This window comes from Synechococcus sp. WC101 (genome assembly GCF_047461555.1).
GTDB lineage: Bacteria > Cyanobacteriota > Cyanobacteriia > Thermostichales > Thermostichaceae > Thermostichus.
On sequence record NZ_JANSHG010000012.1, the window covers coordinates 1 to 25,761 of the forward strand.

26 protein-coding genes are annotated in these 25,761 nt (G+C 59.3%); 15 read left to right on the top strand and 11 right to left on the bottom strand.

All coding sequences use genetic code 11. The features are described from left to right. Together NW809_RS01570 and sufR are read right to left on the bottom strand one after the other, a co-directional pair. Positions 1–979: 3-deoxy-7-phosphoheptulonate synthase (locus NW809_RS01570; protein ID WP_414401396.1), on the bottom strand; the 979-nt coding region annotated here is incomplete at its 3' end. A 289-nt stretch (positions 980–1,268) separates the two neighbouring features. Continuing rightward, positions 1,269–1,985, bottom strand: a complete 717-nt coding sequence (sufR, locus tag NW809_RS01575; protein WP_414401397.1) for an iron-sulfur cluster biosynthesis transcriptional regulator SufR — start codon at positions 1,983–1,985, stop codon at positions 1,269–1,271. A 131-nt stretch (positions 1,986–2,116) separates the two neighbouring features. Between sufR and sufB the strand changes: the two genes are divergently transcribed. The 5 genes from sufB (at position 2,117) to NW809_RS01600 (ending at position 8,399) form a co-directional block, all read left to right on the top strand. Further along, positions 2,117–3,553 (top strand): Fe-S cluster assembly protein SufB, encoded by a 1,437-nt coding sequence (sufB, locus tag NW809_RS01580; RefSeq protein WP_414401398.1) that lies wholly within the window; start codon positions 2,117–2,119, stop codon positions 3,551–3,553. Positions 3,554–3,679: 126 nt separating this feature from the next. Next, on the top strand, positions 3,680–4,453 hold the full coding sequence (sufC, locus tag NW809_RS01585; RefSeq protein ID WP_099812918.1) for a Fe-S cluster assembly ATPase SufC: 774 nt from the start codon (positions 3,680–3,682) through the stop codon (positions 4,451–4,453). Next, complete coding sequence (gene sufD / locus NW809_RS01590) at positions 4,450–5,736, top strand: Fe-S cluster assembly protein SufD (protein WP_099812916.1); 1,287 nt, start codon at positions 4,450–4,452, stop codon at positions 5,734–5,736. Before sufC ends, sufD begins: the two co-directional genes overlap by 4 nt. A gap of 673 nt (positions 5,737–6,409) precedes the next feature. Next, on the top strand, positions 6,410–6,862 hold the full coding sequence (locus NW809_RS01595; protein ID WP_011431008.1) for an AbrB family transcriptional regulator: 453 nt from the start codon (positions 6,410–6,412) through the stop codon (positions 6,860–6,862). A gap of 136 nt (positions 6,863–6,998) precedes the next feature. Next, the gene (locus NW809_RS01600) at positions 6,999–8,399 is read left to right on the top strand and encodes a 1-acyl-sn-glycerol-3-phosphate acyltransferase (protein ID WP_011431009.1); all 1,401 of its coding nucleotides are present in this window, start codon (positions 6,999–7,001) and stop codon (positions 8,397–8,399) included. A gap of 321 nt (positions 8,400–8,720) precedes the next feature. On the opposite strand, the gene NW809_RS01605 is transcribed toward NW809_RS01600, so the two are convergent. Both NW809_RS01605 and NW809_RS01610 read right to left on the bottom strand, forming a co-directional pair. Then, entirely contained in the window at positions 8,721–9,146 is a 426-nt protein-coding gene (locus NW809_RS01605; RefSeq protein ID WP_414401399.1) for an NfeD family protein, read from the bottom strand. A 90-nt stretch (positions 9,147–9,236) separates the two neighbouring features. Next, the gene (locus NW809_RS01610) at positions 9,237–9,476 is read right to left on the bottom strand and encodes a hypothetical protein (RefSeq protein ID WP_011431011.1); all 240 of its coding nucleotides are present in this window, start codon (positions 9,474–9,476) and stop codon (positions 9,237–9,239) included. Between the two features lie 142 nt (positions 9,477–9,618). Between NW809_RS01610 and NW809_RS01615 the strand changes: the two genes are divergently transcribed. Beyond that, positions 9,619–9,807, top strand: a complete 189-nt coding sequence (locus NW809_RS01615) for a hypothetical protein (protein WP_011431012.1) — start codon at positions 9,619–9,621, stop codon at positions 9,805–9,807. On the opposite strand, the gene NW809_RS01620 is transcribed toward NW809_RS01615, so the two are convergent. From NW809_RS01620 to NW809_RS01630, 3 genes are all read right to left on the bottom strand, one after another. Beyond that, positions 9,789–10,859, bottom strand: coding sequence for an SAM-dependent methyltransferase (locus NW809_RS01620; RefSeq protein ID WP_011431013.1), 1,071 nt, complete (start codon positions 10,857–10,859; stop codon positions 9,789–9,791). The two genes, NW809_RS01615 and NW809_RS01620, sit on opposite strands and share 19 nt — an antisense overlap. Then, positions 10,856–11,458: a 3-isopropylmalate dehydratase small subunit gene (leuD, locus tag NW809_RS01625; RefSeq protein ID WP_041438503.1), complete on the bottom strand. Its 603-nt coding sequence runs from the start codon at positions 11,456–11,458 to the stop codon at positions 10,856–10,858. The genes NW809_RS01620 and leuD overlap by 4 nt, the downstream gene beginning before the upstream one ends. A gap of 138 nt (positions 11,459–11,596) precedes the next feature. Then, entirely contained in the window at positions 11,597–11,923 is a 327-nt protein-coding gene (locus NW809_RS01630; RefSeq protein WP_011431016.1) for a phasin family protein, read from the bottom strand. A 41-nt stretch (positions 11,924–11,964) separates the two neighbouring features. On the opposite strand from NW809_RS01630, the gene NW809_RS01635 reads away from it, so the two are divergent. From NW809_RS01635 to NW809_RS01660, 6 genes are all read left to right on the top strand, one after another. Continuing rightward, complete coding sequence (locus tag NW809_RS01635; protein WP_011431017.1) at positions 11,965–12,312, top strand: hypothetical protein; 348 nt, start codon at positions 11,965–11,967, stop codon at positions 12,310–12,312. Beyond that, entirely contained in the window at positions 12,309–12,467 is a 159-nt protein-coding gene (locus NW809_RS01640) for a hypothetical protein (RefSeq protein WP_011431018.1), read from the top strand. Before NW809_RS01635 ends, NW809_RS01640 begins: the two co-directional genes overlap by 4 nt. A gap of 404 nt (positions 12,468–12,871) precedes the next feature. Further along, positions 12,872–14,713, top strand: coding sequence for a pyruvate kinase (pyk, locus tag NW809_RS01645; protein ID WP_011431019.1), 1,842 nt, complete (start codon positions 12,872–12,874; stop codon positions 14,711–14,713). Between the two features lie 297 nt (positions 14,714–15,010). Continuing rightward, positions 15,011–15,547: a hypothetical protein gene (locus NW809_RS01650; protein WP_414401400.1), complete on the top strand. Its 537-nt coding sequence runs from the start codon at positions 15,011–15,013 to the stop codon at positions 15,545–15,547. Between the two features lie 611 nt (positions 15,548–16,158). Beyond that, the gene (locus NW809_RS01655) at positions 16,159–16,440 is read left to right on the top strand and encodes a phosphatase PAP2 family protein (protein ID WP_414401404.1); all 282 of its coding nucleotides are present in this window, start codon (positions 16,159–16,161) and stop codon (positions 16,438–16,440) included. A 152-nt stretch (positions 16,441–16,592) separates the two neighbouring features. Continuing rightward, positions 16,593–17,222 carry a biotin transporter BioY gene (locus NW809_RS01660; protein ID WP_099836027.1) on the top strand — a complete coding sequence of 210 codons (630 nt, stop codon included), beginning with the start codon at positions 16,593–16,595 and terminating at the stop codon, positions 17,220–17,222. Positions 17,223–18,605: 1,383 nt separating this feature from the next. On the opposite strand, the gene NW809_RS01665 is transcribed toward NW809_RS01660, so the two are convergent. Then, on the bottom strand, positions 18,606–19,712 hold the full coding sequence (locus NW809_RS01665) for a dockerin type I domain-containing protein (RefSeq protein ID WP_099812909.1): 1,107 nt from the start codon (positions 19,710–19,712) through the stop codon (positions 18,606–18,608). 187 nt (positions 19,713–19,899) lie between these two features. Here NW809_RS01665 and NW809_RS01670 point away from each other — a divergent pair, with 187 nt between their 5' ends. Both NW809_RS01670 and rpmB read left to right on the top strand, forming a co-directional pair. Beyond that, complete coding sequence (locus NW809_RS01670) at positions 19,900–20,262, top strand: hypothetical protein (RefSeq protein WP_011431025.1); 363 nt, start codon at positions 19,900–19,902, stop codon at positions 20,260–20,262. Positions 20,263–20,286: 24 nt separating this feature from the next. After that, positions 20,287–20,523 carry a 50S ribosomal protein L28 gene (gene rpmB / locus NW809_RS01675; protein ID WP_011431026.1) on the top strand — a complete coding sequence of 79 codons (237 nt, stop codon included), beginning with the start codon at positions 20,287–20,289 and terminating at the stop codon, positions 20,521–20,523. 73 nt (positions 20,524–20,596) lie between these two features. On the opposite strand, the gene NW809_RS01680 is transcribed toward rpmB, so the two are convergent. Further along, positions 20,597–21,325 (bottom strand): pentapeptide repeat-containing protein, encoded by a 729-nt coding sequence (locus NW809_RS01680; RefSeq protein WP_414401401.1) that lies wholly within the window; start codon positions 21,323–21,325, stop codon positions 20,597–20,599. 218 nt (positions 21,326–21,543) lie between these two features. On the opposite strand from NW809_RS01680, the gene gshB reads away from it, so the two are divergent. Beyond that, positions 21,544–22,491 (top strand): glutathione synthase, encoded by a 948-nt coding sequence (gene gshB, locus NW809_RS01685; protein WP_011431028.1) that lies wholly within the window; start codon positions 21,544–21,546, stop codon positions 22,489–22,491. Between the two features lie 397 nt (positions 22,492–22,888). On the opposite strand, the gene NW809_RS01690 is transcribed toward gshB, so the two are convergent. Then, complete coding sequence (locus NW809_RS01690) at positions 22,889–24,877, bottom strand: CHASE2 domain-containing protein (RefSeq protein WP_414401402.1); 1,989 nt, start codon at positions 24,875–24,877, stop codon at positions 22,889–22,891. A 195-nt stretch (positions 24,878–25,072) separates the two neighbouring features. Next, positions 25,073–25,761 (bottom strand): S1 RNA-binding domain-containing protein (locus NW809_RS01695; RefSeq protein ID WP_414401403.1); only part of this gene is annotated, 689 nt, incomplete at its 5' end.

Consider the following 25,761-nt stretch of genomic DNA (forward strand, 5'->3'; position numbering starts at 1 on the left):
TAATGGAAACGCCGTACTGGAGCGGCGCCCCTTCCTGCCAGGTTTGCTTGCCCGGGTTGAGGTTGCTCTCCAGCATCAGCCCCATCAAGGCCCGCTGCCCCGCTTGGTACTGCTGTAGCACCGCCCGACAGACGGATCCCTGCCGGCGGTAGTCCTTCTGTGAGTTGTCGTGGGAGCAGTCCACCATCACCGAGCGCGGGATCCCTTGATCCTTCATCAGCAACGCCGCCCGCGCCACATCTTCCGGGCCGTAGTTGGTTCTGCCGCCGCCGCCGCGCAACACGATGTGCCGATCCGGGTTGCCGGTGGTTTTCACCAAGGCCGTCATGCCGTCTTGGCCAATGCCCAGAAAACTGTGGGGGTGGCTGGCAGACAAGATGGCGTTGAGGGCAATTTCCAGCCGCCCGTCGGTGCCGTTTTTGAAGCCCACGGGCATGGAGAGGCCGCTGGCCATTTCCCGGTGGGTCTGGCTTTCGATGGTTCGGGCGCCGATGGCCGCCCAGCTCACCAGGTCTGCGGTGTATTGAGGGGTCACCGGATCCAGCATCTCGGTGGCACAGGGCAGGCCCAGCTCGTTGATCTGCAGCAGGATGGAGCGGGCCAGTTGCAAGCCGGTGGCAATGTCGCAGGAGCCATCCAGGTGGGGATCGTTGATCAACCCCTTCCAGCCCACGGTGGTGCGCGGCTTCTCAAAATAGGTGCGCATCACGATCACCAGGTGCTCGCGGGTTCGGTCGGCCACCCGCTTGAGGCGGTGGGCGTACTCCAAGGCCGCTTCCGGATCGTGGATGGAGCAGGGGCCGACGATCACCACCAGGCGATGGAGATCCCGTCCGTGGATGATGTCGCGAATGGCCTGCCGCGTGGAGAGCACCACTTGGGCTGCCGTTTCCGTCAGCGGCAGCTTGGCCTTGACAGCAGCAGGGGCAATCAAGGGAGTCACCTCTTGGATGTTGCAGTTGTCGGTTTGGGGGGGCATAGAACTGTCCTTCATTGTGTCCAAGGGATGGGCAAGTGAGGGATTGAGCTGTCGAGCCATCAAAAAAGCCCTGGCACTGGGCTCAGGGCTTCAGGACTGACTCAGGTAAACCTAGGCTTTATAGTTTACGCGCCACCCTTCCGCCCTGGCCGCTGCCAGGGAAAGGTAAAGTAGCCAAAAAAGGGAGCGCGCCAGACCATGCGGAGAACAAACTTAAAACCTGTACGAGATAACTATACCCGAAAAAACCCTGTTTGCCATCTCAGGGATCCGGTTTCCTGGGGAAGTCTTAAGTCGACCGAGCCGCTGGCTTGGCAATCCAGTAGCCGCAGGGGTGTTCTCCCTGCACCTGCCAGGTGATGCGCTCTACCCGGCAATCGGGCAAGGCGGCAGCAAACATCTCCAGTTCGTGGCCGCAGACGCTGGGAAAGGTGTGAGCAATCTGAGCAATGGCGCAATTGTGCTCGACCAACACATACTGCTCGACGTAAGGCTCGGATCCCTCTGCTGCCAGCGGCACAGTCAGGTCGGCAGGATAGGGGTAGTACTCCGCCATGTAACCCTCTGCCTGGCGCAACTGCACCAAACGCTCCAGCCGCTCCCGCAGGGATCCAGATCCCAGTTGGGCCTGATACTCCCGGGCTTTGCGCTGCCACTGGTGGTGGAGAAGGGATCCCATCTGCTCGGATCCCAGAGTTTCGGCCAGGGTGTTGAGCAGACCAAGGGCAAACTCGTCGTAGCTGGCGGGGAACTGCTCTTCTCCCAAGGGGCTGAGCTGATAGAGATGCTGGGGTCGCCCTAGACCATTGGGTTGAGCGACATGTTGGATCAACCCCTCTGCCTCCAGATCCTTGAGGTGGCGGCGAATGGCCTGGGGAGAAATGCCCAAGTGCTCTGCTAGGGTTTGGGCAGTAGCCTGTCCTGCCTTGCGCAGGTAGATCAAAATAGCCTGCTTACTGGAAGTAGGCTGGGTAGCCTGGCCGGCGATCCTACGTGCTCGGTTCACCGTTGTCCTCCTGCCTATTTTGACAACGGGATCATTGCTAAAGTAACTTGAGGATTAGTTAAGCAACAACTATGTTGTTTTAGTTGGCCGTCTGTTCTTGCGCGCTTCTAATCCCTACTTGAGAGCCACCCATGTCTAAGAGCGTCCGCGCCCTGGTTAACCAGCCCTACAAGTACGGCTTTGTTACCGACATCCCTTCAGAATCCATCGGCAAGGGCCTAAACGAGGACATTATTCGCCAAATCTGGGCCAAAAAGGGGGAGCCGGACTTCATGCTGGAGTTCCGGCTGCGGGCCTACCGCCAGTGGCTGAAGATGAGCGAGCCCACTTGGCCAAACGTGACCTACCCCCCCATTGACTACCAAAACATCGTCTATTACTCGGCCCCCAAGGTGCGGGAGAAGAAAAAGAGCCTGGACGAAGTGGATCCGGTGCTGCTGGAGACTTTTGAAAAATTGGGGATCCCGCTGTCTGAACAGAAGCGACTGGCCAATGTAGCAGTGGACGCCATTTTCGACAGCGTCTCGGTGGCCACCACCTTCCGGGAAAAGCTGGCCAAGGAAGGGATCATCTTCTGCTCCATGTCGGAGGCGCTGCGGGAGTATCCCGAGCTGGTGCGTAAGTACTTGGGCACGGTGGTGCCTATTGCCGACAACTACTACGCGGCGCTGAACTCGGCGGTGTTTAGCGATGGCTCCTTTGTCTATGTGCCCAAAGGGGTGCGTTGCCCGATGGAGCTCTCCACTTATTTTCGTATCAACAACGGCGAGTCGGGCCAGTTCGAGCGCACCCTGATCATTGCCGACGAGGGATCCTACGTTAGCTATCTGGAAGGCTGCACCGCCCCCATGTTCGACACCAACCAACTGCACGCGGCGGTGGTGGAGCTGATCGCCCTGGACAATGCCGAGATCAAGTACTCGACGGTGCAGAACTGGTATGCCGGCGACGAAAACGGCAAAGGCGGCATCTACAACTTTGTGACCAAGCGCGGCCTCTGTCAGGGGGCCAACTCCAAGATCTCTTGGACGCAGGTGGAGACCGGCTCGGCCATCACCTGGAAGTATCCAAGCTGTGTGTTGGTGGGGGAAAACTCGGTGGGCGAGTTCTACTCAGTGGCCCTCACCAACCACTACCAGCAGGCCGACACGGGCACCAAGATGATCCACATCGGCCGCAACACCCGCAGCAGAATTATCTCCAAAGGCATCTCGGCAGGGCACTCGAAAAACAGCTATCGCGGCCTGGTGAAAATTGGGCCCAAGGCAGAGGGCGCCCGCAACTTTTCCCAGTGTGATTCCCTGTTGATTGGGGATCAGTGCAGCGCCAACACCTTCCCCTACATCGAGGTGCAAAACCACACCGCCAAGGTCGAGCACGAGGCCTCAACTTCCAAGATCGGAGAAGAGCAACTGTTCTACTTCCAGTCGCGCGGTATCTCCACAGAAGACGCCGTGTCCATGATCATCAGCGGCTTCTGTCGCGAGGTGTTCAACCAACTGCCGATGGAGTTTGCCGTCGAGGCGGATCGGCTGCTGAGCCTGAAGCTAGAGGGATCCGTTGGCTAGATCCTTGGCAAGGGATCCTGCCTGTTGTCCATTGCCGAGGGGTCTGGCGCAGCTAGATTTTGGGGAGCGGCGCTGGGGGGAACTCCTAGGCGCCAAGCTGTCATCGATTCGAGAGCAACTGCTGACATGATCCGGGAAAACAGCCCTGTCATCCTCTCCGTTCGCGATCTCACGGCCGAGATCGACGGCACTCCTATCCTCAAGGGGGTAAACTTGGAAATCCGCGCCGGCGAGATCCACGCCATCATGGGGCCCAATGGCTCTGGGAAAAGCACCTTCTCCAAGATCTTGGCCGGTCACCCCGACTACCGGGTAACAGGGGGCGAGATCCTCTATTTGGGCAAGGATCTCTTGGCCATGGAGCCGGAGGAGCGGGCCTGGGCTGGGATCTTCTTGGCCTTTCAGTACCCCATTGAGATTGCGGGGGTGAGCAACTTGGATTTTCTGCGGGCTGCCTACAACGCCCGGCAGAAATACCGGGATCAGCCGGAAATGGATCCCCTCGAGTTTGACGACTTCGTGCGGGAAAAGCTGAGCATTGTCAAGATGGATCCCGCTTTTTTGGAGCGCTCCGTCAACGAAGGGTTTTCCGGCGGCGAGAAAAAGCGCAACGAGATCCTGCAGATGGCTGTGCTGGAGCCGACGCTGGCCATTTTGGACGAGACGGACTCCGGCCTGGACATCGACGCCCTGCGCGTCGTTGCCCAGGGCATCAACCAACTGGCCGGCCCTGAGAAGGCCATGCTCCTCATTACCCACTACCAGCGCCTGCTGGAGTATGTGACCCCCGACTATGTGCATGTGATGGAAGGCGGGCGCATCGTCCTCAGCGGCGATAAGACCTTGGCGCTGGAGCTGGAAGAGCGGGGCTACGACTGGCTCAAGGAGGAGGCGCGATGAGCAACCCCTCCGAGAGGGCTGAGCGCTTTGGCCACTCCTTTCTGGAGCACCTCCTCCGCCAAATCCCGGAGGTAGAAGATCCCCATACCACCCTGAGGCAGCAGGCCCGCGCCCAACTGGCGGAGCTGGGGATCCCCACCCCCCGCGAGGAAGACTGGAAATACAGCGACCTCTCGCCGCTAGTGGCCCATGCCTTTCGCCTGGCCGGCCCTGGGGATCTGGGTCTGGAGCGGGCCACCCTGGAGCCCTGGCTGTGGCCGGAGAGCCGTCACAGCTATGCGGTGTTCGTCAACGGCTACTTTGCCCCCCAGCTTTCTGACTTGAGCGGCCTGCCGTCGGCCCTGCGAATAGCTCCTCTGAGCCAGTCTGCCCCTGGATTGTTGCAAACCATCGCCAAGGTCGATGTCTTCAGCGCCCTCAACACCGCCCATCTGGCCGACGGGATCCAAATCGAGCTGCCACCCCAGCAGGAAGTTTTGCCGCCCTTGCACCTGCTCTGGGTGACGGTGGCCTCTGAAGGAGAGGCGGTTCTGGCCCAGCCCCGCTGTCTGGTGGCTTTGCAGGCCCACAGCTCCCTCACCCTCATCGAAGACCACGTCTCGTGGGGGGCAGGGATCCCCTTCGGCAACGCTGTTACCGAGATCGCCCTGGCCGAAGGATCCCGTCTACACCATGTGATCCTGCAGCGGCAGGGATCCCAGGCTTTTCACATCAACCAGACTGCCGTGCGCCAGGGCCGCGACAGCCACTACCGGCTGCAGGCCATCCAGTGGGGATCCCAGTTTTCCCGCCACAACCTGGAGCTTGTCCAGGTGGAGCCCCAGGCCCACACCCAGCTGCAGGGGCTGACCCTGGTGAAGGGATCCCAGCACAGCGACACCCACTCCCGCTTGCTCCATCAAGCGCCCCACGGCAGCAGCCGCCAACTGCACAAGTGCATCGTGGACGAGGCGGCCCGCGCGGTCTTCAGCGGGCGGATCCTGGTGAGCCAAGCAGCCCAACTGACAGACGCCGCCCAGACCAACCGCAACCTGCTGTTGAGCCCCAAGGCGCGGGTGGATACCCGGCCCCAACTGGAGATCTTTGCCGACAACGTCAAATGCGCCCACGGAGCCACCGTCAGCCAACTGGAGGCGGAAGAGATCTTCTATCTGCAAAGCCGCGGCATTCCCCAAGCCCAGGCCAGGCAACTCCTCACCTACGCCTTTGCGGCAGAGATCCTAGAGGGGATCCCGCTGGCCCAGCTTCCTTCCCAGGTGGCCAAGCGCTTGGGATCCGGCTGAGTTGTCCCTCCCATTTCGCTCCAGCCCTTACTGCCATCGGCCAGTCTTGAAATGGCTGCTAGCGGCCTGCGTCGCCCGCGCCCGTCGAACGGAGAAAAAAAAACGCCCGTGGCGTCGCCGGCTCCCGCCGAGAAGCCCGAAATCCCTTACCGGCCCTGTAGGTGATGGCATTGGGCCGCAGGCTTGCTTTGGCTATCTTTCCGACCCGTTGTGCAAAACAACTCCAGCCCCTTTTGCTGAAGTTCGGAGAAGCTGTCTTGGGGGTTTAGGGCGGCAGAGGGGTGGGAATCGGAGGAACAGATCTAGTCTGGTTGGCGCGACTTTATCATCGCCAATCCTGGCCTGGCCCACTTCTCTTCCCCCGATTCTGCGGATCCCTCTGGCCTCTCTGCCGAAGCACCCAGCGCGCCGAAGAGCCATACCGATTCTCTAGCCTTTGGCGCCATCAAAACAAAAGCTGCAGCCCCCCTCCGCGCTTGAGTCCCTGCTCCCCCCTCACCTTTTACCACGGCAAGAACACCGATTGAACGCCTATTGAGGAGAGCCTTTCTCCTTTAGAGAACCACTTCAAGTAGTAGGAGAAAAATGTGGCCTCGAAAAGAGTCCCCAACTTTTGGTTGCAGAAGTACGCCAGGAGGTTATGATCCTGGAGAGGACTGTAGGGCATTAGAAAATGTTGGACATACCACCACAACCTTTAACCGGAAAGGCTCTCCTGCAGAAGGTAGAAGCGTTGAGCCATCTTCCGCGCCGCGAGACGGCAAAGCGCTGTGGCTACGTAACCATGACCAAGACCAACAAGCTCCGCGTCAACTTAAATGAGTTTTATGATGCGGTGCTGGCGGCAAAAGGTCTGAGCCTCAGTCCAACTGCCAAGCGTGACAGGCGCGGTCGCGAGCCAACCTTTCGCGTGAGCGTTCACAAGAATGGTCAGATCATCATCGGGTCCGCTTACACCGAAAAAATGAATCTCAAGCCCGGCGATGAGTTTGAGATTCAGTTGGGCTATAAGCACATTCACCTCAAGCAAGTGCTCAACGGTCAGGTGATGGAGGACTCAACCTCGAACGAAGAAGCTGCCCCCAAAAAGACGCGGAGCCGCAGGAAAAAAACAACAGGAGCTTGAACCTCTTCTGGAGTTGGGCAAGGGAATCCAGTTGAGAAACTGTCACTGCAGGGCTTTCTCTCTTCCAAACCCTCCTTAAGATGGGATCCGAAGCTTGGGTTTATTGACTTCGCCAACCCTAGATCTGAAGATCCCTATGTACCAGACTGTTCAACCTCCTCTCAAGTTTCTGCCGCCGCGATTGACGCCTTGGGTAGTTCGTTTGGCGCAAGCGGGTTTGCCCTTGTGGTTGCGCTGGGCCAAGGGGATCCCGCGCGTTGAGGTGGAGGGGGGCGAGCGTTTGGCCCAGCTTTATCAGCAATTTGAGGCAGGCAAGATTCGCCTGTTGGTAGCCTTTCGCCACCCCACCCTCGACGATCCCCCCTGCTTGATGTACCTGTTTTCCCATCTTCTGCCTCAGGTAGCTCGACAACAGGGGATCCGCCTGCGGCAGCGTCCCCATGTTTTGTTTGTCTACGACCGCGGCCTGCCCCTATGGCTGGGCTTCATTGGCCGCTGGGGGCTTCCCCGGCTGGGCGGGATCCCGATTTTGCGGGGCCGTCTGGATCGGGCAGGGCTGAAGAGCTCTCGCGAGCAGTTTGTGTCAGGCCCGTACCCCCTGGCGGTGGCTCCCGAAGGGACAATCAACGGCATGAGTGGGCTGCTCAACCCGCTGGAGCCGGGGGTGGCCCAAATGAGTTTCTGGGCGGTGGAGGATCTGCACAAGGCGGGGCGCCCGGAGGAGGTGCTGATCTTGCCGGTGGGCCTCCGCTACTCCTACTTGAGGGATCCCAGCCTGGCGCTGGACAGGTTGCTCCGCCGCATGGAGGCGGATTGCAAGCTCCCGGCCACGCGCTCGGCCCATGTCGGCAAAGGGTTTTTGATGGCCCGCCTGCTCCGCCTGGCCGAGCATCTGATTCAGGTGATGGAGCGTTTTTACGAGCGCTTCTACGCCCCAGCTTTGCCCGACGCGGCGCGGGTCAGCCTGAAAGGGGGAGGGGATCTGTTGGCACGTCTGCAAAGCCTATCGGATCTGGCCCTGCGCGTGGCCGAGCAGCACTTTGGCCTGCAGCCCCAGGGAGACTTGATCGAGCGGCGGCATCGCATCGAACAGGCAGGCTGGGCCTGGATCTACCGGGAAGATATCCCTGATATTGCGGCGCTTTCGGCTGTGGAGAAGGGGTTGGCCAATCGCGTCGCCTCTGAGGCCAGCTTCCACCTCTGGCACATGCGCCTGGTGGAGACCCTGATGGTGTTTGCCGTGCGTCCCCTGCCGGAGCAACCCAGTTTGGAGGAACTGGCCGAAACCGCCCTGCGGCTGTGGAACCTGTTGGCCTGGATCAAAGGCAAAAACGCCGTCGGCGCTGCCCCCCCCAGGTTGGGGCCGCGGCTGGCCCGTTTCAGCATCGGCGATCCCCTCTCGGTTTCGGAGCGCTGGCCCGCCTACCAGGCCAACCGCCGGCAAGCCGTACAAGCTCTAACCCAGGATTTGCAGGCGGAGATGGAGCGGCTGCTGCAAGGGATCCCGCGCTCCCCTGCGAGCGTGGCCGTCGGCTGAGATCTGGGTTGGCTGGCCTTGTCGAGGGGAGCGGGAAGGCCTGGGCCGAAACCGATACCGGCCTGTTGTTGGGAATTGTTGCGCCGCCTGTAGGGAAGGCCTCCCCAGCGTTCAGCCAGAAACCGCGGGAGCCCCGCCCTCTATCCCCCCACCGCCAACGGCATCTTCTACTTAGAACCTGCTAGACCTGTTGGGATGGGTAGCCGAGTACGGTGGACTGAGGGCGAGCTTCTTGTTCGCCTTCGCAGAGATTCCCCGACTCCTCAGGTGTTTCTTCAAAAGAGCCTGTCCAGTGAGTCGCAGCCAAGCCTCTGATCCCCCTCAAGACTTGAGCATCTGCATCGGCATCACGATCAGGGTATTGCCTTGGCGATCGACCACGTAGAGCTCTTGCCCACGCTGGATCTCCAGGTCGGGGACGCTGCACTTGGCATTCCAGGTGGAGCCGAGATAGGAGACCCGACCCCGCTTGCCCGGCGGAATGGCCGTAACTGCCCGCGCTTCTCGCGATTCCTTCAGGAGATCTTCCAGCTGAGTTGAAGTAGAGGGCAGCAGACGCCGGCTGAGAACGATCAACCCAAGGGAGAGCACAATCCAGGCCGAGAACTGGGCCCAAACTGGCCACCCCCAATAGGCCAAAAGAGCAGCCCCTAGGGCAGCCACACCCGCCGGCCCGGCCACCAACTCCGGCAAAAACAGCTCGGCAGCAATGAGAACCAAGCCGAAGACAACCCAGGGCCAAACCATACAACCCAGGCATTCGACCCCATTTAATTAATAATTAGTATGGCTCAAAGCACCTGGATTCTGCACTGGGATTTGTTGCCGAGCTGTTAGCTAGCCGCCCAGGCGGTAGTTCTCCAAAAACTGCAGGGGATCCACCTCTGCTTGGGGGGGATCCTTGGGTAGGTTCCTGGATTCGGCGATCCGCATCAGCGTCTCCCAGTCGGTGTTCATGACGAAGGCCACTGCTTGACGAGCCGCCTCTCGGTGGGGGCAGGCGTCGCCCAAGACACAGCCATCTCGGCAAAGAGTGGCGCAGTCGTGCTCAGTGCTCTTGAGAGTTGGGCCAGCCATGAGGTCGTTTTCTCCTAGGCTTTTACATTTTCTTCAGAATACCTGACCTGAAGAGAATCTTGCGCCTGCCGGGGATCGGAATGGGCGCAGATAGCCTGGATGAAGTGAGAAGACCGGTTAAGCCCAGAGGAGCAGTGGTTTTATGGAGTTTTCCCAACTGCAGGTGCTGGTGGAGCAAGCCCTGGAAGATAAGAAGTTAACCCGCAGCGAGGTGGATCAAATCATCGCCGCCATCCGGGCCGATGGCAAAATCTCCCCGGAAGAGATGAGCTTGCTGGAGTCCATTCGCGAGAAGGTGCTGCGCCGGGAAATTCAGGTGGTGGAAGAGTGAGGGGCCGGGATCCCTTTTTGCAGGTAGAGGGTAATTTCGCTGCGGTTGTGAAACAGGTGGCGCGCCCTCACCACCGGGAAGGCGCTGCCCAAGATGTCTAGGGTCTGGCGGAGCACCCGCAGGCGATGCTGGTGGGGGAGCTTTAGGGTCATCACGGCTGCCCCCTGCGGCTCCAGATGAGGGGCAAAAGCCGCCATCAGATGGGCAGAGGCACGGCCATCCATGCGCATGTCGTTGAGGATGAGGTGAAACTGACCTGGACAGCGGGCCAGATAGGCTTGGGCGCTGAGGCGATGGTGACAAATGCCGGCATCGTGGCGGAGGCGCTCGTCCAGCTCCGCCGGATCCACAGCCGTCACCTGCTGGCCATGCAGGCGCAAAATGCGCGACCAGCCCCCCGGCGCCGCCCCCAGATCCAAGGCCCGTCCCCCTGGTTGCAAAGGGACGCGAAACACCTGGATGGCCTCCAGCAGCTTAAACTCCGCTCGGCTGATCTGGTCGGGATCGCGGCGAAAGCGGTGGACGCCGCCGGCCCAGGTGGAGAGGTTTTGCGCCGCCAGCGACAGGCCCAGCCAAGCCCGGAGCCCTGTCGAGCTGGCCAGGAGCACCACCGAGATCACCTGCTGGGGATCCTTGACCTGCAGAGGGGATCCCACCGTCGCCATCACCTGTTCGGCCAGGGCTGCGTTAACCTGGAAGGGCTTGACGTTGAGCTTGCCAAACCGGCGCGTCTGTACCGAAAAGCTGAGGGCAGGGTCGATGGCCGCCAAGAGGTTTTGATCGAGGCGCAGCAGGGAGATCTCGTCGAGCTGTCGCTCTTGGTGGATGGGGCAGATGTGGCGCAAAAAAATGGGCGGGTTAGCCTGCCAGGCCTGGGCAAGGTCGGCAAACGAGCGCTGGCTGCACACCCGCACTAGGCCAGGTGCCTCCGGCAAAGGCTGAAAGACGGCCTCGGGATCCGCTGCCGCAATTTCCCGCCTCGCCAGATCCAGAAAATCGGGGTCGGCGCTGCCCAGCCACAGGTGAGTAGTGGGGGGAAGAAACCTGCTCACCTGACCCGCTGCCATCGCAAATAGGGCAAGGAAGCAGCTACCTCTTGAATCCGCTCCCGGGCGGCCAGCAATTGTCCGGTGGCATCCCACGTCCCCTGCACCAGCATCTGCCAGGCCCCCTGTGGGATCTCGACAGCAGCGGTTCTATCCTCCCAGCACACCTGTTTGTTGAGCACATCCAGCGTCAACCGGAGCTGTGGATTCTCGGCCACCGCCCCTTGCAGGGTTTGGATCACGCTGGCGGGCGCCGTGACGCAGGGGATCCCCAAGGCCAGGCAGTTGCCGAAAAAGATCTCGGCAAAGCTTTCGCCGACGAGGGCGCGGATCCCCCACTTGGCCAGGGCTTGGGGGGCGTGCTCCCGGCTGGAGCCACAGCCAAAGTTGGCGTTGACCAGCAAGATCTCTGCCCCCTGGTACTGAGGCAGGTCAAAGGGATGCTGGCCGGGATTCTGGGCTCGGTCGTCGGCAAATACATGCTGGCCCAAGCCCTCAAAGGTAACGCACTTCAAGAAACGGGCCGGGATAATCCGGTCAGTGTCGATGTCGTTGCCCACCAGCGGGATCCCGCGGCCCGTGATGGTCAAAACTTCGCTTGGCATGGGAATTGCAGTGACCTTCTGGACTCAAAAGCTGGGAATTGGCTTCAGAGTTTTGCAGGGTATAGCCTGGGATCCCTTGCCCAACTCTGCTTGGCCGAGGGGGCAAGCCAAGCGCCAGAAACGAACCATCCAGCTCGGCTAGCGGCGGTAAACTTGGTTTTCCAGGTTGCGCACCTGCCGCTCCAGCCGATCCAGCCGCCCGCGCAGCTCGTCCATTTCCGATTGGCGAGGAACACCCAAATCCTGCAGGACGTTGCGCACCTGCCGCTGCACGTAAGACTCCAGGTTGCTCTGCTCGGATTTCACCTGGTTGAGCAGGTTGTTGATGACGTTGGAGGCCTCTTCTGGCTTGAGCTGACCTTTCTGCACCAGCTCGTCAGCAGCCTTTTTCAACTGCTCCGCGAGCAGAGCGGTGGTGCCCACGCCCATTAGTAAGAGCTGACGTAAGATACTGTTATTGTCCAACGCTGCCCTCCAGAGAATGCTTGCCGAAGGTACGGGCTTCTATGACTACCTATTCTCCTCAGTTTGCCCTCAACTTCGCAACCGGGTCGGCCAGCTTCCCGCTTTCGGCAGAGGGGGCGCGGGAGTGGCACAGGGCTTTGCAAACCCTTGTGGAGCGGCTCAAAGTGGGGGCAAGCGGCCCCCAACGCCAGCCCCAGGCGCCGATTGAGTTTCACCATGCCGCCCCAAACTTGTACCTGGAGATGTTCTGCAATCCCAATATCTGGCCCGGCCCCCACGCCGCCAAGGTGTTAGTAATGTTGAAAACAGGGGCATTGCGCCTTTCTATTGAAGTAGAGTTCTCCCGCCTGCAAGAAGACCTCAGCCAATATCTGGAGTCTCTGAGATGAGCGAAGGCCGACACGCTTTGGGCGAGGAGCCGGCGGTTATTGCAGTAACGGAGCTGCTGGTTGAGCCGCCAGGTGGGATCCCTGGCCAGATGGAGACCGTTTCTCTCACTTGGCACGATCGCCAGCACTCTCGGCAGCGGCTGGTGAGCGACTGAGGCAGGGAAATCCAGTTGATGCTGCCACCCATCTCCACGAGGAGAATCTGCTCTCCGCGGATGCGCAGCGACACATTCCAGTCGAGGCCCAAGATGGCATTTTCTGCCTAGAAGCGGTAAAAAAGGCTGGAAAAAGCAGGTAAGTGTGAGCTGTTTAGAACCCCAGAGGGTTGGCTCATCAACGCCGACGCCCATGCGGCGACGAATACGAAGTAACGGCAACCTTTGGACTTTGTCTGTGGAAAGTCAGCAGAGGCGCTTTGACAACGCCTTTAAGAGTCTGTTTCCGGGCTGCTTGAAAATCCCCGCCACTTAAGGCCGGAAGTGTCAAAACGGGTTATCGTATCAAGGGGATCCCTGTGTGGGGAAACAATCTGGGCTGCTCTCCCTTGGTAAAGATTGCCATGCATTCGAGCGAGTCTTTTCGACGCACCAAAATTGTTGCCACTATCGGCCCTGCCAGCTCCAACCCCGCCATCCTAAGGGAAATGATCCTGCAAGGGGCAACCACCCTTCGCCTCAACTTCTCCCATGGGGATCACGACCTGCACCGCCGCAACATCCGCCTCATCCGCCAAACCGCCATGGACCTCGGCATCCAGGTCGCCATTTTGCAAGACCTGCAGGGGCCCAAAATTCGCCTCGGCAAGTTCGCCGAAGGCTCGATCACCCTTAGGAGCGGGGATCCCTTCGTGTTGACCAGCAAGCCCATTTTGGGATCCCAGGAGCGCAGTTGGGTCACCTACGACAAGCTAGCCCAAGAGGTGCCGGAAGGGGCGACGATCCTCCTCGACGACGGTCGGGTGGAGATGCGGGTGGAGGCGGTGGATCCCGAGGCGGGGGAGCTCTTCTGCCGCACCATTGTCGGCGGCACCCTCTCCGACAACAAGGGGGTGAACTTCCCCGGCGTGCGCCTCAGCATCCGCGCCGTTACCGAAAAAGACAAAGAAGACCTCTACTTCGGCCTCAACCAAGGGGTGGACTGGGTGGCCCTCAGCTTTGTGCGGGATCCCTCGGATGTGCTGGAGCTGCGGGAACTGATGGCCGCTGTCGGCAAGCGGGTTCCTATCATTGTCAAGATCGAAAAACACGAGGCCATCCAACAACTGCCCCAGATCCTGGCCCTCAGCGACGGGGTAATGGTGGCGCGGGGAGATCTGGGCGTAGAGCTGCCGGCGGAAGAGGTGCCGATTTTGCAGAAGCGGATCATTGCCATGGCCAACTGCCTGGGGATCCCGGTGATCACCGCTACCCAAATGCTGGACAGCATGGCCCACAGCCCTCGTCCCACTCGGGCCGAGATCTCGGATGTGGCCAATGCTATTTTGGACGGCACCGATGCCGTCATGCTCTCCAACGAGACGGCGGTAGGCAAATATCCCGTCGAGGCGGTGGCGACCATGGCCCGCATTGCTGTGCGCATCGAACGGGATTACTTCAGCCCGATCTATGTCGATCGCCGCCAACACCTGCGCACCCTCACCCTGCAGGAGCTGAGTCAAAATAACGGCAGCCCCGGTGGCAATGGCTCGCCCCGGCCCAAAACCCTGGTCACCGACTCAATCAGCCGCGCCGTAGGGGAGATTGCCCAGGAGTTGGATGCGGTGGCGGTGATGACCCTGACCAAAACCGGGGCTACGGCTCGCAATGTCTCCCGGTTTCGCCCGCGCACCCCGATCTTGGCTGTAACTCCTCATGTAGAGGTGGCGCGGCAACTGCAGTTGGTGTGGGGGGTACGGCCCTTGTTGGTCATGGATTTGCCTACCACCCGCCAGACCTTTCAGGCCGCCATCAACGTGGCTCAGGAAGAAGGCTTGCTTAAGGATGGCGACTTGGTGGTGCTCAGCGCCGGCACTTTGCCAGGCGTATCCGGCTCCACCGATCTGATTAAGGTAGAGGTAGTCAAGGCAGTGGTGGCCAAAGGCAGAGGGTTTGGCAAAGGCACTGTCAGCGGCCCGGCCCGCATCCTCAGATCTAGCCTCGATGCCAGCAAGATCACTGCCGGCGACATCCTGGTTGCTCGCGCTACCGATGCCAACTATGTGGAGGCGATCAAACAGGCGGCCGGGGTGATCACCGAAGAAGATGGGGCCTCCTCCCATGCGGCGGTGATCGGTCTGCGGTTAGGGGTGCCGGTGCTGGTGGGAGTTAAGGATGCTACGCGCCTCATCCGCGACGGCGCCATCGTCACCCTAGACCCAGAAAAAGGCACGGTGACCTCAGGAGCAGATGGGCTGGGCTTTTAGAGGGTTTTGCGGTCATTTCAGACAAGTTTGAGACCGTCTCCCAGTTCCTCTCTCCCCGGGAAAGGGAAGGCAGGGATCCGCGCAATGAGCGGTTTCACTGCCGTTTGACGCTTCAAGATACTCTCTCAGGGCTCTGCGCCGACAAGGATTTATCAAAGCCCATCAAGCTGATAACCTTTGCAAATAGTTGCACAGAATCCTTCACAAACGGGTCGCTGGCAGAAGTCCCAAGTTAGATTTCCTACAGGAGGCCGGTGACCATAGCAGAGGGCAGAGCCAGGGTTTGCCACCCTCACTTTGGTTCAGTTTGACTCGCAGGATCCCTACGAAGTTATCCACCGTTTCAAGCCCATCGCCGAAGTTCCCGAGCTAACCCGCGAGACCTATGTGCCGCGGGCCTCTACCCCTTTGCTAGATGCCATGGGTCACGGCATCACCGACTTGGAAAGCGGCCTCAGCCAACTCGCTGAAGCAGATCGCCCTGCGAGGGTGGTTATGGTGGTGGTAACCGATGGCCAAGAGAACGCCAGCCGCGAGTTCTGCAAAGAGCAAGTCGAGAAGATGATCAAAGAAAAAACAGAGAAAGACGGCTGGCAGTTTGTTTTCTTGAGCGCCGATCTGGCTGCCATCCGCGATGCCAAGGCCGTCGGCGTCGCTCCCGTCGCCTCCCTGTTGTACCAGAAGTCCGGCTTGGGCAGCAAATTAGCCTGGGCTTCCCTTGCGATGCGCCTCTCCGACTACCGCTCAGCTCGTCTTCACAGTTTGATGTTCCTCGAAGAAGATCGCCAGCATCCCGACGACCCGAACAAGAAGAAGAAGAATAACAAGAGCTGATCCCTTACCGGTGCAACTTGCCGAGATCCTGGCCACGCTCCAACCCCCCGTATACGGGGGCAGGGGGGCGGGGCTCCTGCGGTTTCTAGCTGAAAAGGATCCTCACCTTCAAAGCTTCCCGCATCTGGGTTGAGACGAACCCACCCCAGAAGGTGGTTGTCGACGGAGAAGTGGTGGGCACAACCCCCGTCCAGATCGAGGTGCATCGCGCCGCCTGTGCGGAAACCCAACTCCGCCGAAAAGCTCGCCATCTTCTGGGTGAGACGGGTTTCGCCGAGCCTGACCCTGCTGAGCGCAACCGTGGGCCTGGGCGGGATCCTCGGCTCGGCTCTGGTCCTCTGGGGACTGACTCTGGCTTTGCAAGGACTGGCGCCCTCCAGTCAAGCCATCGATGCATGGATTTTGCAATGGCTGCAGCGGGCCAGCCCTTGGCTGGATCCCTTGGCTTGGGTGGGGTGGGGGTTAGGGCATCCGATTGGGCTGGTGGGTTTTGCTCTGGCGCAGCCAACAAAGACGGACGGCTTGGGGACTGTTGGTTGCAGCCTTAGGAGCTGCCGTGATCGCTGGGATCCTGCAGCCTACCTTTTCTCGCCCCCGCCCAGATCTTTGGGATCCCATCCTGTCGGAGTGGACAGGTCATCGCAGCAACGGTAATCTACGGCCTTTTGGGCTATCTGGTGGCAAGCTATTATCCTGCTCAGCGGCGCTGGTTCGCTGGAGGAGTGCTGGGGATCCTATTCTTCATCGGTTTCAGCCGGGCCGACTGGGGGTTGAATTGGCCCAGCGATCTGCTGGCGGGGTATAGCCTGGGGGCTTTGTGGTTCATCTTTTGCCTCACCCTTCTGCGGATTCAGTGGATGCGCCAGACAAATGGCCGCGGCCAAGCAAGGTAGTGCATAGGTACAGAATCCTCCGGTTGTGATACACTACCCAGATAAGGCCCTTTGCCGGTTAGTTGCAGCCTCTGGCCAAAAGCTTTTGCGATGGGTCAGCGGATCTCGGAAAAGAGCTGTTATCTCTTGTATCTCAGCGCCCCAAATATCCTATGACTGCTACTTTTGTTCACACACCTTTGGCGCAAACCCTTCTGACCCGTCCTTCCTGGGTTCGGGATTCCATGCTGGTGTTGGGGGGAAGTTTGTTGGTAGCGGCCCTGGCGCAGGTGCGGATCCCTTTGCCCTTTACGCCAGTACCCATCACCGGACAAACCTTCGGCGTGATGCTGGTGGGGGCAGGCTTTGGGTCGAGGTTGGGCTTTCTCGCCTTGCTGCTGTACCTGCTGGAGGGGCTTTTGGGGTTGCCCTTCTTCAACGGCGGCGGCTCCGGGCTCAGCCACCTAACCGGACCGACAGGGGGCTACTTGCTGGCCTTTCCCCTGGCCGCAGGGCTGATGGGCTGGTTTGTGGAGCGCTGGGGGGTGGATCGCAGCCCTTGGAAGATGGCCGCGTCCATGCTCTCCTGCTCGGTTTTGATCTACGTCTTGGGAGCCACCTGGCTGGGGGTGTGGCTGAACGAGAATGTCGGCCCCACTTCCGTCTTGGCCGTGCTCACCAAAGGCGTGTTCCCCTTTATCCCCGGCGATCTGCTGAAGTGTGTGCTAGCAGCAGCCCTGCTGCCCACCACTTGGCGCTGGCTGGGGCGGGAGACAGCGGATCCCAAGTCGTCCTCAAGCTAGGGCTTGCCCAACAGCAGCCCGATCGGTGTAGGGCCAGCCTCCCGAAAATCTAAAAAAAAAATGATATCTGCCGCAGTTTGGCCTTTTTTCTGAGATTCTAGTGACTGTGATCAAAACGGTGTTTAAAGCAACAGATTCAATGGAGCGCTTCCCTATATTGCTCTAGAGTTTTATAAGTCGCTGAGCGACAAGCCCCTTTATGGGGCTTTTTTTATCGGCTTTATAAAAAAGGTGGGATAGGGCTGACCCTGACTTGCTATAGCCAATTTGGCTGAGGGTGGAACGCTGTTAGAGATAAGATGGCATGGAGCAGACTCCAAGAGGCAACTCCACGAGCCACAGCCCAGACTTAGGAGAGAGTTGTAGGGTATGTTAAGGAAGGGGACAGCCCGACAATAGCCGCATAGATTTACGAAGTCAGTCGTTAACAGTTTATCGCTGGCTGAGCCGAGAAAACCTAAGACCAACAGTTTTCAAGACACGGAAGTAAAAGATGGACTGCCCTAAAAGAACATGTGGAGCAGTAGATCAGAGGATAGAGCCAAGCTGTTCAACCCAGTGCTACAGCCTAATTAAGGGGTACAGTAGCAACACTTAGCAAGCCAACCCTATCAAAAGCCAGAAACTGGATCACCGTTTCCTGGGTGGCCTGGCCGTAGCGCTGGTAAAACAGCTCCTGATCCCCGGTGGTGTAGAGGAAAACCTGAAGGGCAATCTGGAAGCGGAGATCACCGTTTTGGATGCCCTTTTACTCAAGTAAGTTGATCAACACTCACGTCACCGGAATGGCCAAGAACACCGCCAACAAGCCGGCCACAGTACCGCTCAAAAACAAAGAGAAAAACATGATCACAGGGCTGATATTGACGGATCCCTACATCACGCGAAGCAGGAGTAAGCTCTCTTCTACTTGTTGTAGGGAGATACAAATTACTGGATAGAGAGCCATACGCTCTGTGATAAGACAATATGAGCAATTAGGCTAGTCCCAATAGTGGCTCCAATACCTGGAATTAAATCAAATAAACCTGTAATCATCGATGAGGTTAGAGCTGAAGGGATCCGAAGTACTAAAAACACTGGAAAAGCTGAAATAGCGAAGAAAAACGACAACACGGCTCAACCCCAGAAAAATCCCAAAAATTCCGCCGCACACTTTCAGTAATTCGAGCTTTCCACTCCTCTGGGAACGGCTTTAGAAATAAGCTCCACAGTCGCTTTCCATCCAGCAGGATAACAATTTAAAAACAGGTTTACTAAACCGAAGACCAAGCTGCGCAAAGTCAACACGTCAGGGCCCAGTAGGCCTGTCGAAAAGGCTTCGGGCAAGCTTCTGAGCAACAAAATCCCCGCGGCCTAGCCAGCGCAAGTTAGCCTGGGCATTTAGTTGGGGATCTCGATCGTGACATTGGCCAACTGCACATCGTCATAGTCCACCCAAGCCCCACCGTCCTGGCCGATTGTGTCAGTCCCCAGCGGCACAAAGATATCCAGGGATCCACCCAAAAGAGGGATACTGATCCGGGATCCGCCGGCGATCCTGCCAGGCTGGATCACCGTTTTGCCAGTGCGCAAGGTAACCGTATTCAGCCCCAGGCGCAGATGCTCTAGTGGCAGAGGGATGCGCAGGTCGTCTCCCCCCAAGTGGATTTGCTCCACCTCCACTCCGTTTAAAAGCACTCGCATGGGAGACATATTGGCGCCGGGAATGCGGGACTGGCCGGCCCGATAGGCAGCGGCAGTATCCAACCCAATCAGGGATCCAAGCCGCAAAACCGGTGGGCGAGGCGGCAGGCGGTCTAGGCTGAAGGAGCGGGTCATCTCCACCCCTTGGGCAGGCGCCAGAAATTGCCCGGCAGCCGCCGACTTTGGAGAATATTGGTTATCGCCCAGGCGGATGACATTGGCCTCCAGCACCAGCGTGGCGTTGGGATCCCAGCGCTCCAACTGCAACTGCCAAGGCCGATCCCCGCCGGTCTGTCCGTTGCCTGTGCTCTGGGAATAGGGCAAATAGTTCTCCAGCCGCGCCACCAAAATTTCTTCTGCCGGCAGCGGCCCCGGCAGGCGAAACCGCCCTTGGGCATCGGTGCGCACCGAAATCCCTGCCCCCGGAATGGCCACCTCCACCCCGGCCAAAGGCTGCCCTGTCAGGCGATCCACCACCTGCCCAGAGTAGGCCGAGTCCAACTGCACCTGGCCGGTGGGTGCATCTGTGGCCGCCTGAATGCGCTGCTGCAACACCTGCCAATCGGCTTCTGTAATCCGCCCATCCTGATCGACATCGGCAGCCCGGATCTGGTCGTCGGTCAACTCCCGTTCTCCCCGCAAATAGGCCCCCAACAGGTTGAGATCCTGCACCGTCAAACGACCATCCCCATCCAGATCGCCTGCTTGAAAGGGCTGCGCTTGGGCAGAAGACAGGTCTATCCAACCCAGAGCCAGGGATCCCAGCAACAAGAGAGAACGGGCTAAACAGGAGACCCTAGACATCACAACTCTCCTGGGGAAAGAGCCGAAAGGCACTCTTTATGTCCTTATGTTTTAACGCAATTACTCCCCCACAGCAGGGTTGGCCGAGCCGGTGCGAAGTACTCTTAAACGCAATTTTGCTCGCCCGCCTTTGGCTGCAGGAGCCGAAAACTTGGTGGTAGGATAACCGTGGTGACTTGCTTCTCCTATGGCTCGATACTCCTGCGTTACCCAGCTCATGGGCTCAGCCGAGCAGTTAAGCGAAGCGATTCGCGCTGTCTTGGAGCGTTGCCAGCTTACTGTCCTACACAACAGCCCTGACTACTGGGTGGCCGGCGAGCCGCCTGGAAAAAATCCCTACGCCAAACTGGTGACGGTAGAGGTGTTTGTGGATCGCACCCGCCAAGCCGCTGACGGATCTGTACAGGTCACCTGCATCGCCAAAAACGAAGAGCTGCCCCTGAGAAGCGTCAACCATTGCCAACAAACCTTTGACCAATTGAGGACAGAGCTAGCCCAGTTGCAAGCTCAGCTGCAGCTTGCTGCTCGACAAAAAGAGGCCATAGAATAGCGAAGCTGAGTTCCCTTGGATCTCATGGCACGTCGCTGCCAACTGACCAACAAAAAACGCAACAACGCTTTCGCCATCTCCCACTCCCACCGGCGTACCAAGCGTCTGCAGGAGGTTAACCTGCAGTGGAAACGCATCTGGTGGGAGGAGGGCAAGCGGTTTGTTCGTTTGCGCCTTTCCACCAAGGCACTGAAAACCCTCAAGGCCAAAGGGATAGGGGCCATGGCCCGCGAAGCTGGAATCGACCTCAACCAATTTTGAGGGATCATCCGCTGCCTTGACCTCTTGAAAACCGATCTGCTGGGGCTGGCGCAAGAGTGGCCCTGGCTACAGTTCACAGCAATCCAAACAGTTTGCGTGACTTGGGCTGGAGCCCCGCCAGCAGAGTGTTGAGGGTGTCCCGCTGAGTAAGCTCGTTGGTGCCGCTCACGCGTTCGATCAAGAACTTGCGCATTTCGTCCGAGAGCTTGGCGTCGGTAAAGTCGGCGCCGACAAAGCTGGCCCCTTCAATTTGGGCCTCTTGGAGGTTGGCCCCCACCAGGAGGGCTTGGTCAAAGTTGGCGTTCTGCAACTGGCAACTGGATAGGATGGCCTGGGAGAGGTTGCAGCGAAAGAGGTTGGCTTGGCGAAAGTCGGCGGCAAAAAAGTTGCCTTCCGTTAGGTTGGCAGCCACCAAGCTGGCCTCGCGAAAGATGGAATGGCTGAAGTGTCCCCCCTGAAAGCTGCTTTTGTCCAGCTTGGCAGCGGTGAAGTTGCTGTAGTCTCCCAGGGCTTGACTGAAGCTGGATCCCCGGAGATCGGAGGCAGCGAAGTTGGCCCGCTCCAGCTCGGCACGGCGAAAGTTGCATAACCGCAGATCTGCCTGCTGCATACTGAGCGAGCGCAGGTTGGCCCGCGTCAAGTTGGCCTTGGGCATCTGGATGCGGTCGAACAGGCCCCGCGAGAGGTAGGCGCCTTCGAGGTTGGCACCCAGCAGGGAGCGCCCTTCTCGCAGGGCTGCTAGCAAGTCCCGCGTGGTTTCAATGCGAACCGGCTCGGAGGGTTGGGGAGAAGGAACACTCACAGACAGACCATTCCTCACAGGCGAGCCAGAAACCTGGTCAACCTGGCCGAAACACTGAGGTCTAATAGGGATCTCATCTAACTAAGCTAACGTTTGCTTCGCTGGTCAGGGTTAAGGGGATGTTAAAGACGGCTCTGCATCGGTTTAACTTCCTGCCCGGAGCAATCCGCTCCAATTTGTTGCATACTCAGGGCAGCTTTTCGTTGCTCAAACCATTCATGCAGGTAGCTTTCATTGTCGATCCGTTGTCTCAGTTGCAGGTGGGCCACGACACCAGCGTTGCCCTAATGGAGGCGCTGCAGAAACGAGGCCACCGCATTTTTTGCCTTGGATTGGCCGACCTCTACTGGGATCAAGGGGAAACCTGGGGATCCGTTGAGGAGATTGTGTTGGATCTAGGAGCGGATCCCTGGTACGAAGTCAAAGAACGGCGTTTGTTGCCCTTGAGCCAGATGCAAGCCGTATGGATGCGCAAGGATCCGCCGGTGGACGCGGCCTATCTCTACGCCACCTACCTTCTGGATCATCTCTCCCCCCGCCGCACCCTAGTGCTCAACCATCCTGCCGGGATCCGCTCCGCCAACGAAAAGCTCTATGCTTTGCGGTTTAAAGAGTGGATCCCGCGTACCTGCGTCAGCAGCAGCAAGGCCTTGCTCCGCCAATTCGTCGAGCAGGTGGGGCAGGCGGTGCTCAAGCCCCTGGGCGGCAAGGGTGGGGAAGGGATCCTGCGGGTCAATGCCGGCGATCCAAACCTCAATTCCTTGATCGAGCTGAGCACTCAGTTTGGCCGGCTGCCCGTGATGGTGCAAGAGTATTTGCCGCAGGCAGCAGCGGGAGATAAGCGCATTTTGCTGCTGGAGGGCGAGCCTTTGGGCGCCGTCAATCGCATCCCTGGGGAGGGGGATTTCCGTGGCAATGTGGCCGCTGGGGGTCGGGTGGAGAAAACCGAGATTGCTGAAAAAGAACGGGCCCTCTGCGCGGCTTTGGCGCCAGTGCTGCGGCAGGAGAAACTCTATTTTGTTGGAATTGATGTCATCGGGGAACGGCTGACAGAGATTAACGTCACCAGCCCAACTATGCTGCGGGAGATCTGCCAGTTAGAAGGGGTTGATCTGGCCGATCAAGTGGCCCAGTGGCTGGAGAAGAAAGTGCCCATCAAAGCGTAAACTGCCCCACGCCCTCTTCCGAGGAATCTGGGCATTATCCAACAGATACCCTCTCCAGTCACTTTCCCCCTTTGAGCTCCCTCGCAAGAGCATCGATGCTACAGCCTGTTAAAAATAGGGTACAGGTATTCAAGAGGCAGGAGAGGAGGGGATGCCAACCCATTCTTTGGATTGACGGCAAAGAGTTGTGACAGCTTATCAGGCAGGTAAGACCTCTATCCGCTTCCGAAGTGGGTTTGCTAAGTGTTGCTACTGTACCTCTTGATTCTTTAGCAGGCTGTACCTCAAGCTCTGGGGGAAGTTACGCCTGGGGTCTGCCGGGGCTGGGCGACCAGCTAGGTAGGAGTCGCTGAAGCACAGACAAAAGTTCCCTTTTGCCCGCTGTTGTCTAAGTCTTTTAGAGCGGCATCTCCCAGTGCAGCTCGACGTAGGTATGGCCTTCCGGAGTGTGGGTGCGATGCCAGGAGCCCTTGGGCAGGTAGCGGGCAATGGTATTCATGGCTTTGCTGCCATAGCCGCCACCGGGGCTGGGGGCGTATTCTACGCCGTCATTGATGACCGACAAGCAGCAGTGGCGCTCCTTTTGCACCAAGGACACCTTGACGAAGGAGGCGTTGCCCTTGGGAGGTTGCACATGGGCGATGACATTGCCGATGGCCTCTCGCAAAAAGCGCAAGATGTCCTCCCGTTGGTCGAACCACTCGCCGGTATTGGGCTCCTCCAGAGGTTGTAGGTGGCGCTCCACAGGCAAGGTCAGGCTGCCCGTCCGAATCAGCTCGTCCAGATAGGTGTCGATGCCCCGGTGCAAGCCCTCCCGCAAGCTGGGGGAAATGCGCAGCTTGGTGGCCAGGGTGCGCACATCGTTAAGCTGCTCGCGAATGCCTCGCCCGATCCTTTCCAGTTGTTCCAGCAGACGATCGTAAATGGCAGGATCGGGATCCTTACCCTGCTGCTGTTGCCATTGCAAGCTCTCCAGCTCGTCCATCACCACCTTCAGCTCCTGCAGCTCGCGATCGTGAATGTCGGTGGCAATGCGGTAGAGCAGCTTGCGGGCTTGGTCGATAGCAGCCTCTTGTTCGGCCCGGCGCAGGCGCTCCAGTTCCTGTTGCTGGGCCAAGAGCCGCTCCTGGTTCTCCAAGATTACCAAGGTCAGAAGCAGGCTCACCCCCGTTAGACCGACGGCCAAAGCCGGCAAGGTCAGCGGCCAAATCCAACGCCACAGCAAGAATTGGGCCACAGCCCAGCCCTCGTAAACGGCTAGCCCTAGCAGCGGCAAGAGGAGAGAGCGCGCCTGTTTCCAGCGGTTTTCGCGCGAAGAGGGTCGATAGAGAACCAAGAGCAAGCCCGTTGCCGCGCCTAGGAGGAAGACAACTCCCGCTGCTAGCTCTGCCGGCAGGGATCGGTAGACCTGGCCAGTAAGCAGGCTGGAGAGGATTTGCGCCTGGAGTTCTACTGCCGCAATCTGGGATCCATCCGCCGTCCGCACCGGGAAGGTCTCCGGGTAGCCGCCCACAAAGCCGACCAGGACAATTTTGTCTCGCAGTTGGTCGGCAACTTTGGGGTCGAGGGGCGGGATCCCTTCTTGGCCGCGGCAGGCTTGGCCGGGGCTGAGCGTCGGGGAGCCGGATCCCGTCTGGGAGATCAGCGGCGGACAGACCCGTTCGATGGGGATGATGGGGATGCTGTGCTGAGAGCCAAGGGGATTGAACTGAAACGGCTGTAAGCCCCGCTTGCGAAACCAGCGGCTAGCCTTCTCCGGGTCGTACTTGGCAAAAGCCAGAGCCTCCACCGAGGCGAACATCTGCTCCTCCTGGCTGTCGCGGCGTAGGTAGAGCCCCCGCAACTGGGCCTGGCGTAGGATCCCGGTTCTGTCGACTCGGTGTTGCACCACCCCCTGAACATGCTCTGGCGGCACCAAATACTCAAGGCGCAAGGACGAAAAAGGCAAGAAGTGGTTGTAGATGTTGATCTCGGAGCGTCCAAAGCTCTCGCTGCTGCGGGTGGCCAAAACCAAGCGATCCGGGTAGCGCTGCACCACCTGACGCAGGGGAGCATCTAGGTTCTCGTTGCCCAGATTCTGCGGCACCACAAAGCTGCTGGGCAGGTTCAGCACCACCACCCTGGCTTCGGCCTCTTCCAGAAGGCGCAAGGTCAGGCCGGCGTAGTTAGCCCGTTCCAAGAGAAAGTCAACATTATGCTGGCCATCACCACTTTCTCCCTGCTCATCAATGCGGCCATCGATGCCGAGGATCACCACCTCCGGGGAAGGTTGCTGAGGGCCGCGCCAAGCATAGAGCCATTCCTGGGCGTCGCTCTCCAGCCGCAGCAACAAAGGGTGCTGGGCAGAAAGGTTGAGCAAGGTGGCCCACCCCAGGCCCCAAGCCAAGGCCCAGCCCAGTCGCCGCCGGGAGGGAGACAGTCGCCTCTGAGGGCCACGCTCTTGGCCAGCAAGAAGGGGAGAAGCGAGATTCGGCATGTTGAGGCCAACAGGTTGAAGAGCGCCTCCTCTGCCATCTTGGCCGCTGACAACGGCTGGCGAGGGGATCCCTGCCCACCCAGTTGCTGGGGAAAAACCGCAGCTTCAGGGGTGATGGTTGCGCACCCGCGCCGCCTCCTCAGGACTAATGCCGAGACGGGTGAGGTTAACGCGGCCCTTGTGGTCGATGCTGCGCACCTTGACCACCACCTCATCTGCTACGGCAATTTCATCCTCCACCCTGCTGACGCGGTACTCCGCCAGTTGCGAGATGTGGATCATGCCCTCTTTGCCCGGCAAGAACTCCACAAAGGCGCCGATAGGAATGATGCGGGTCACCTTGCCCAGGTACACCTGCCCCTCTTCCACCCGCCGCACCAGGTTTTCGATCATCGCCCGAGCCGCTTCTGCCTGGCCGCCCACCGAGGAGGACACGGTGATCGTGCCATCGTCGCTGATGTCCACCTTGGCTCCTGTCGCTTCGGTGATGCTGCGCACCATCTTGCCGCCAGGGCCGATGATCTTGCCGATATCTTCCGGATCCACCTTGAACGTGAGCAGACGAGGGGCTGTTTTGGCCAACTGGGGCCGAGGCGCCGGGAGAACCTCCAGCATTTTGTCAAGGATGTAGTCCCGCCCGGCCTTGGCCTGCAGGAGGGCTTTCTCCACCACATCCACGGTGATGCCGGTAATTTTCATGTCCATCTGCAAAGCGGTGATCCCGGCCCGCGTGCCGGCCACCTTGAAGTCCATATCCCCCAAAAAGTCCTCGATGCCCTGGATGTCGGTGAGGA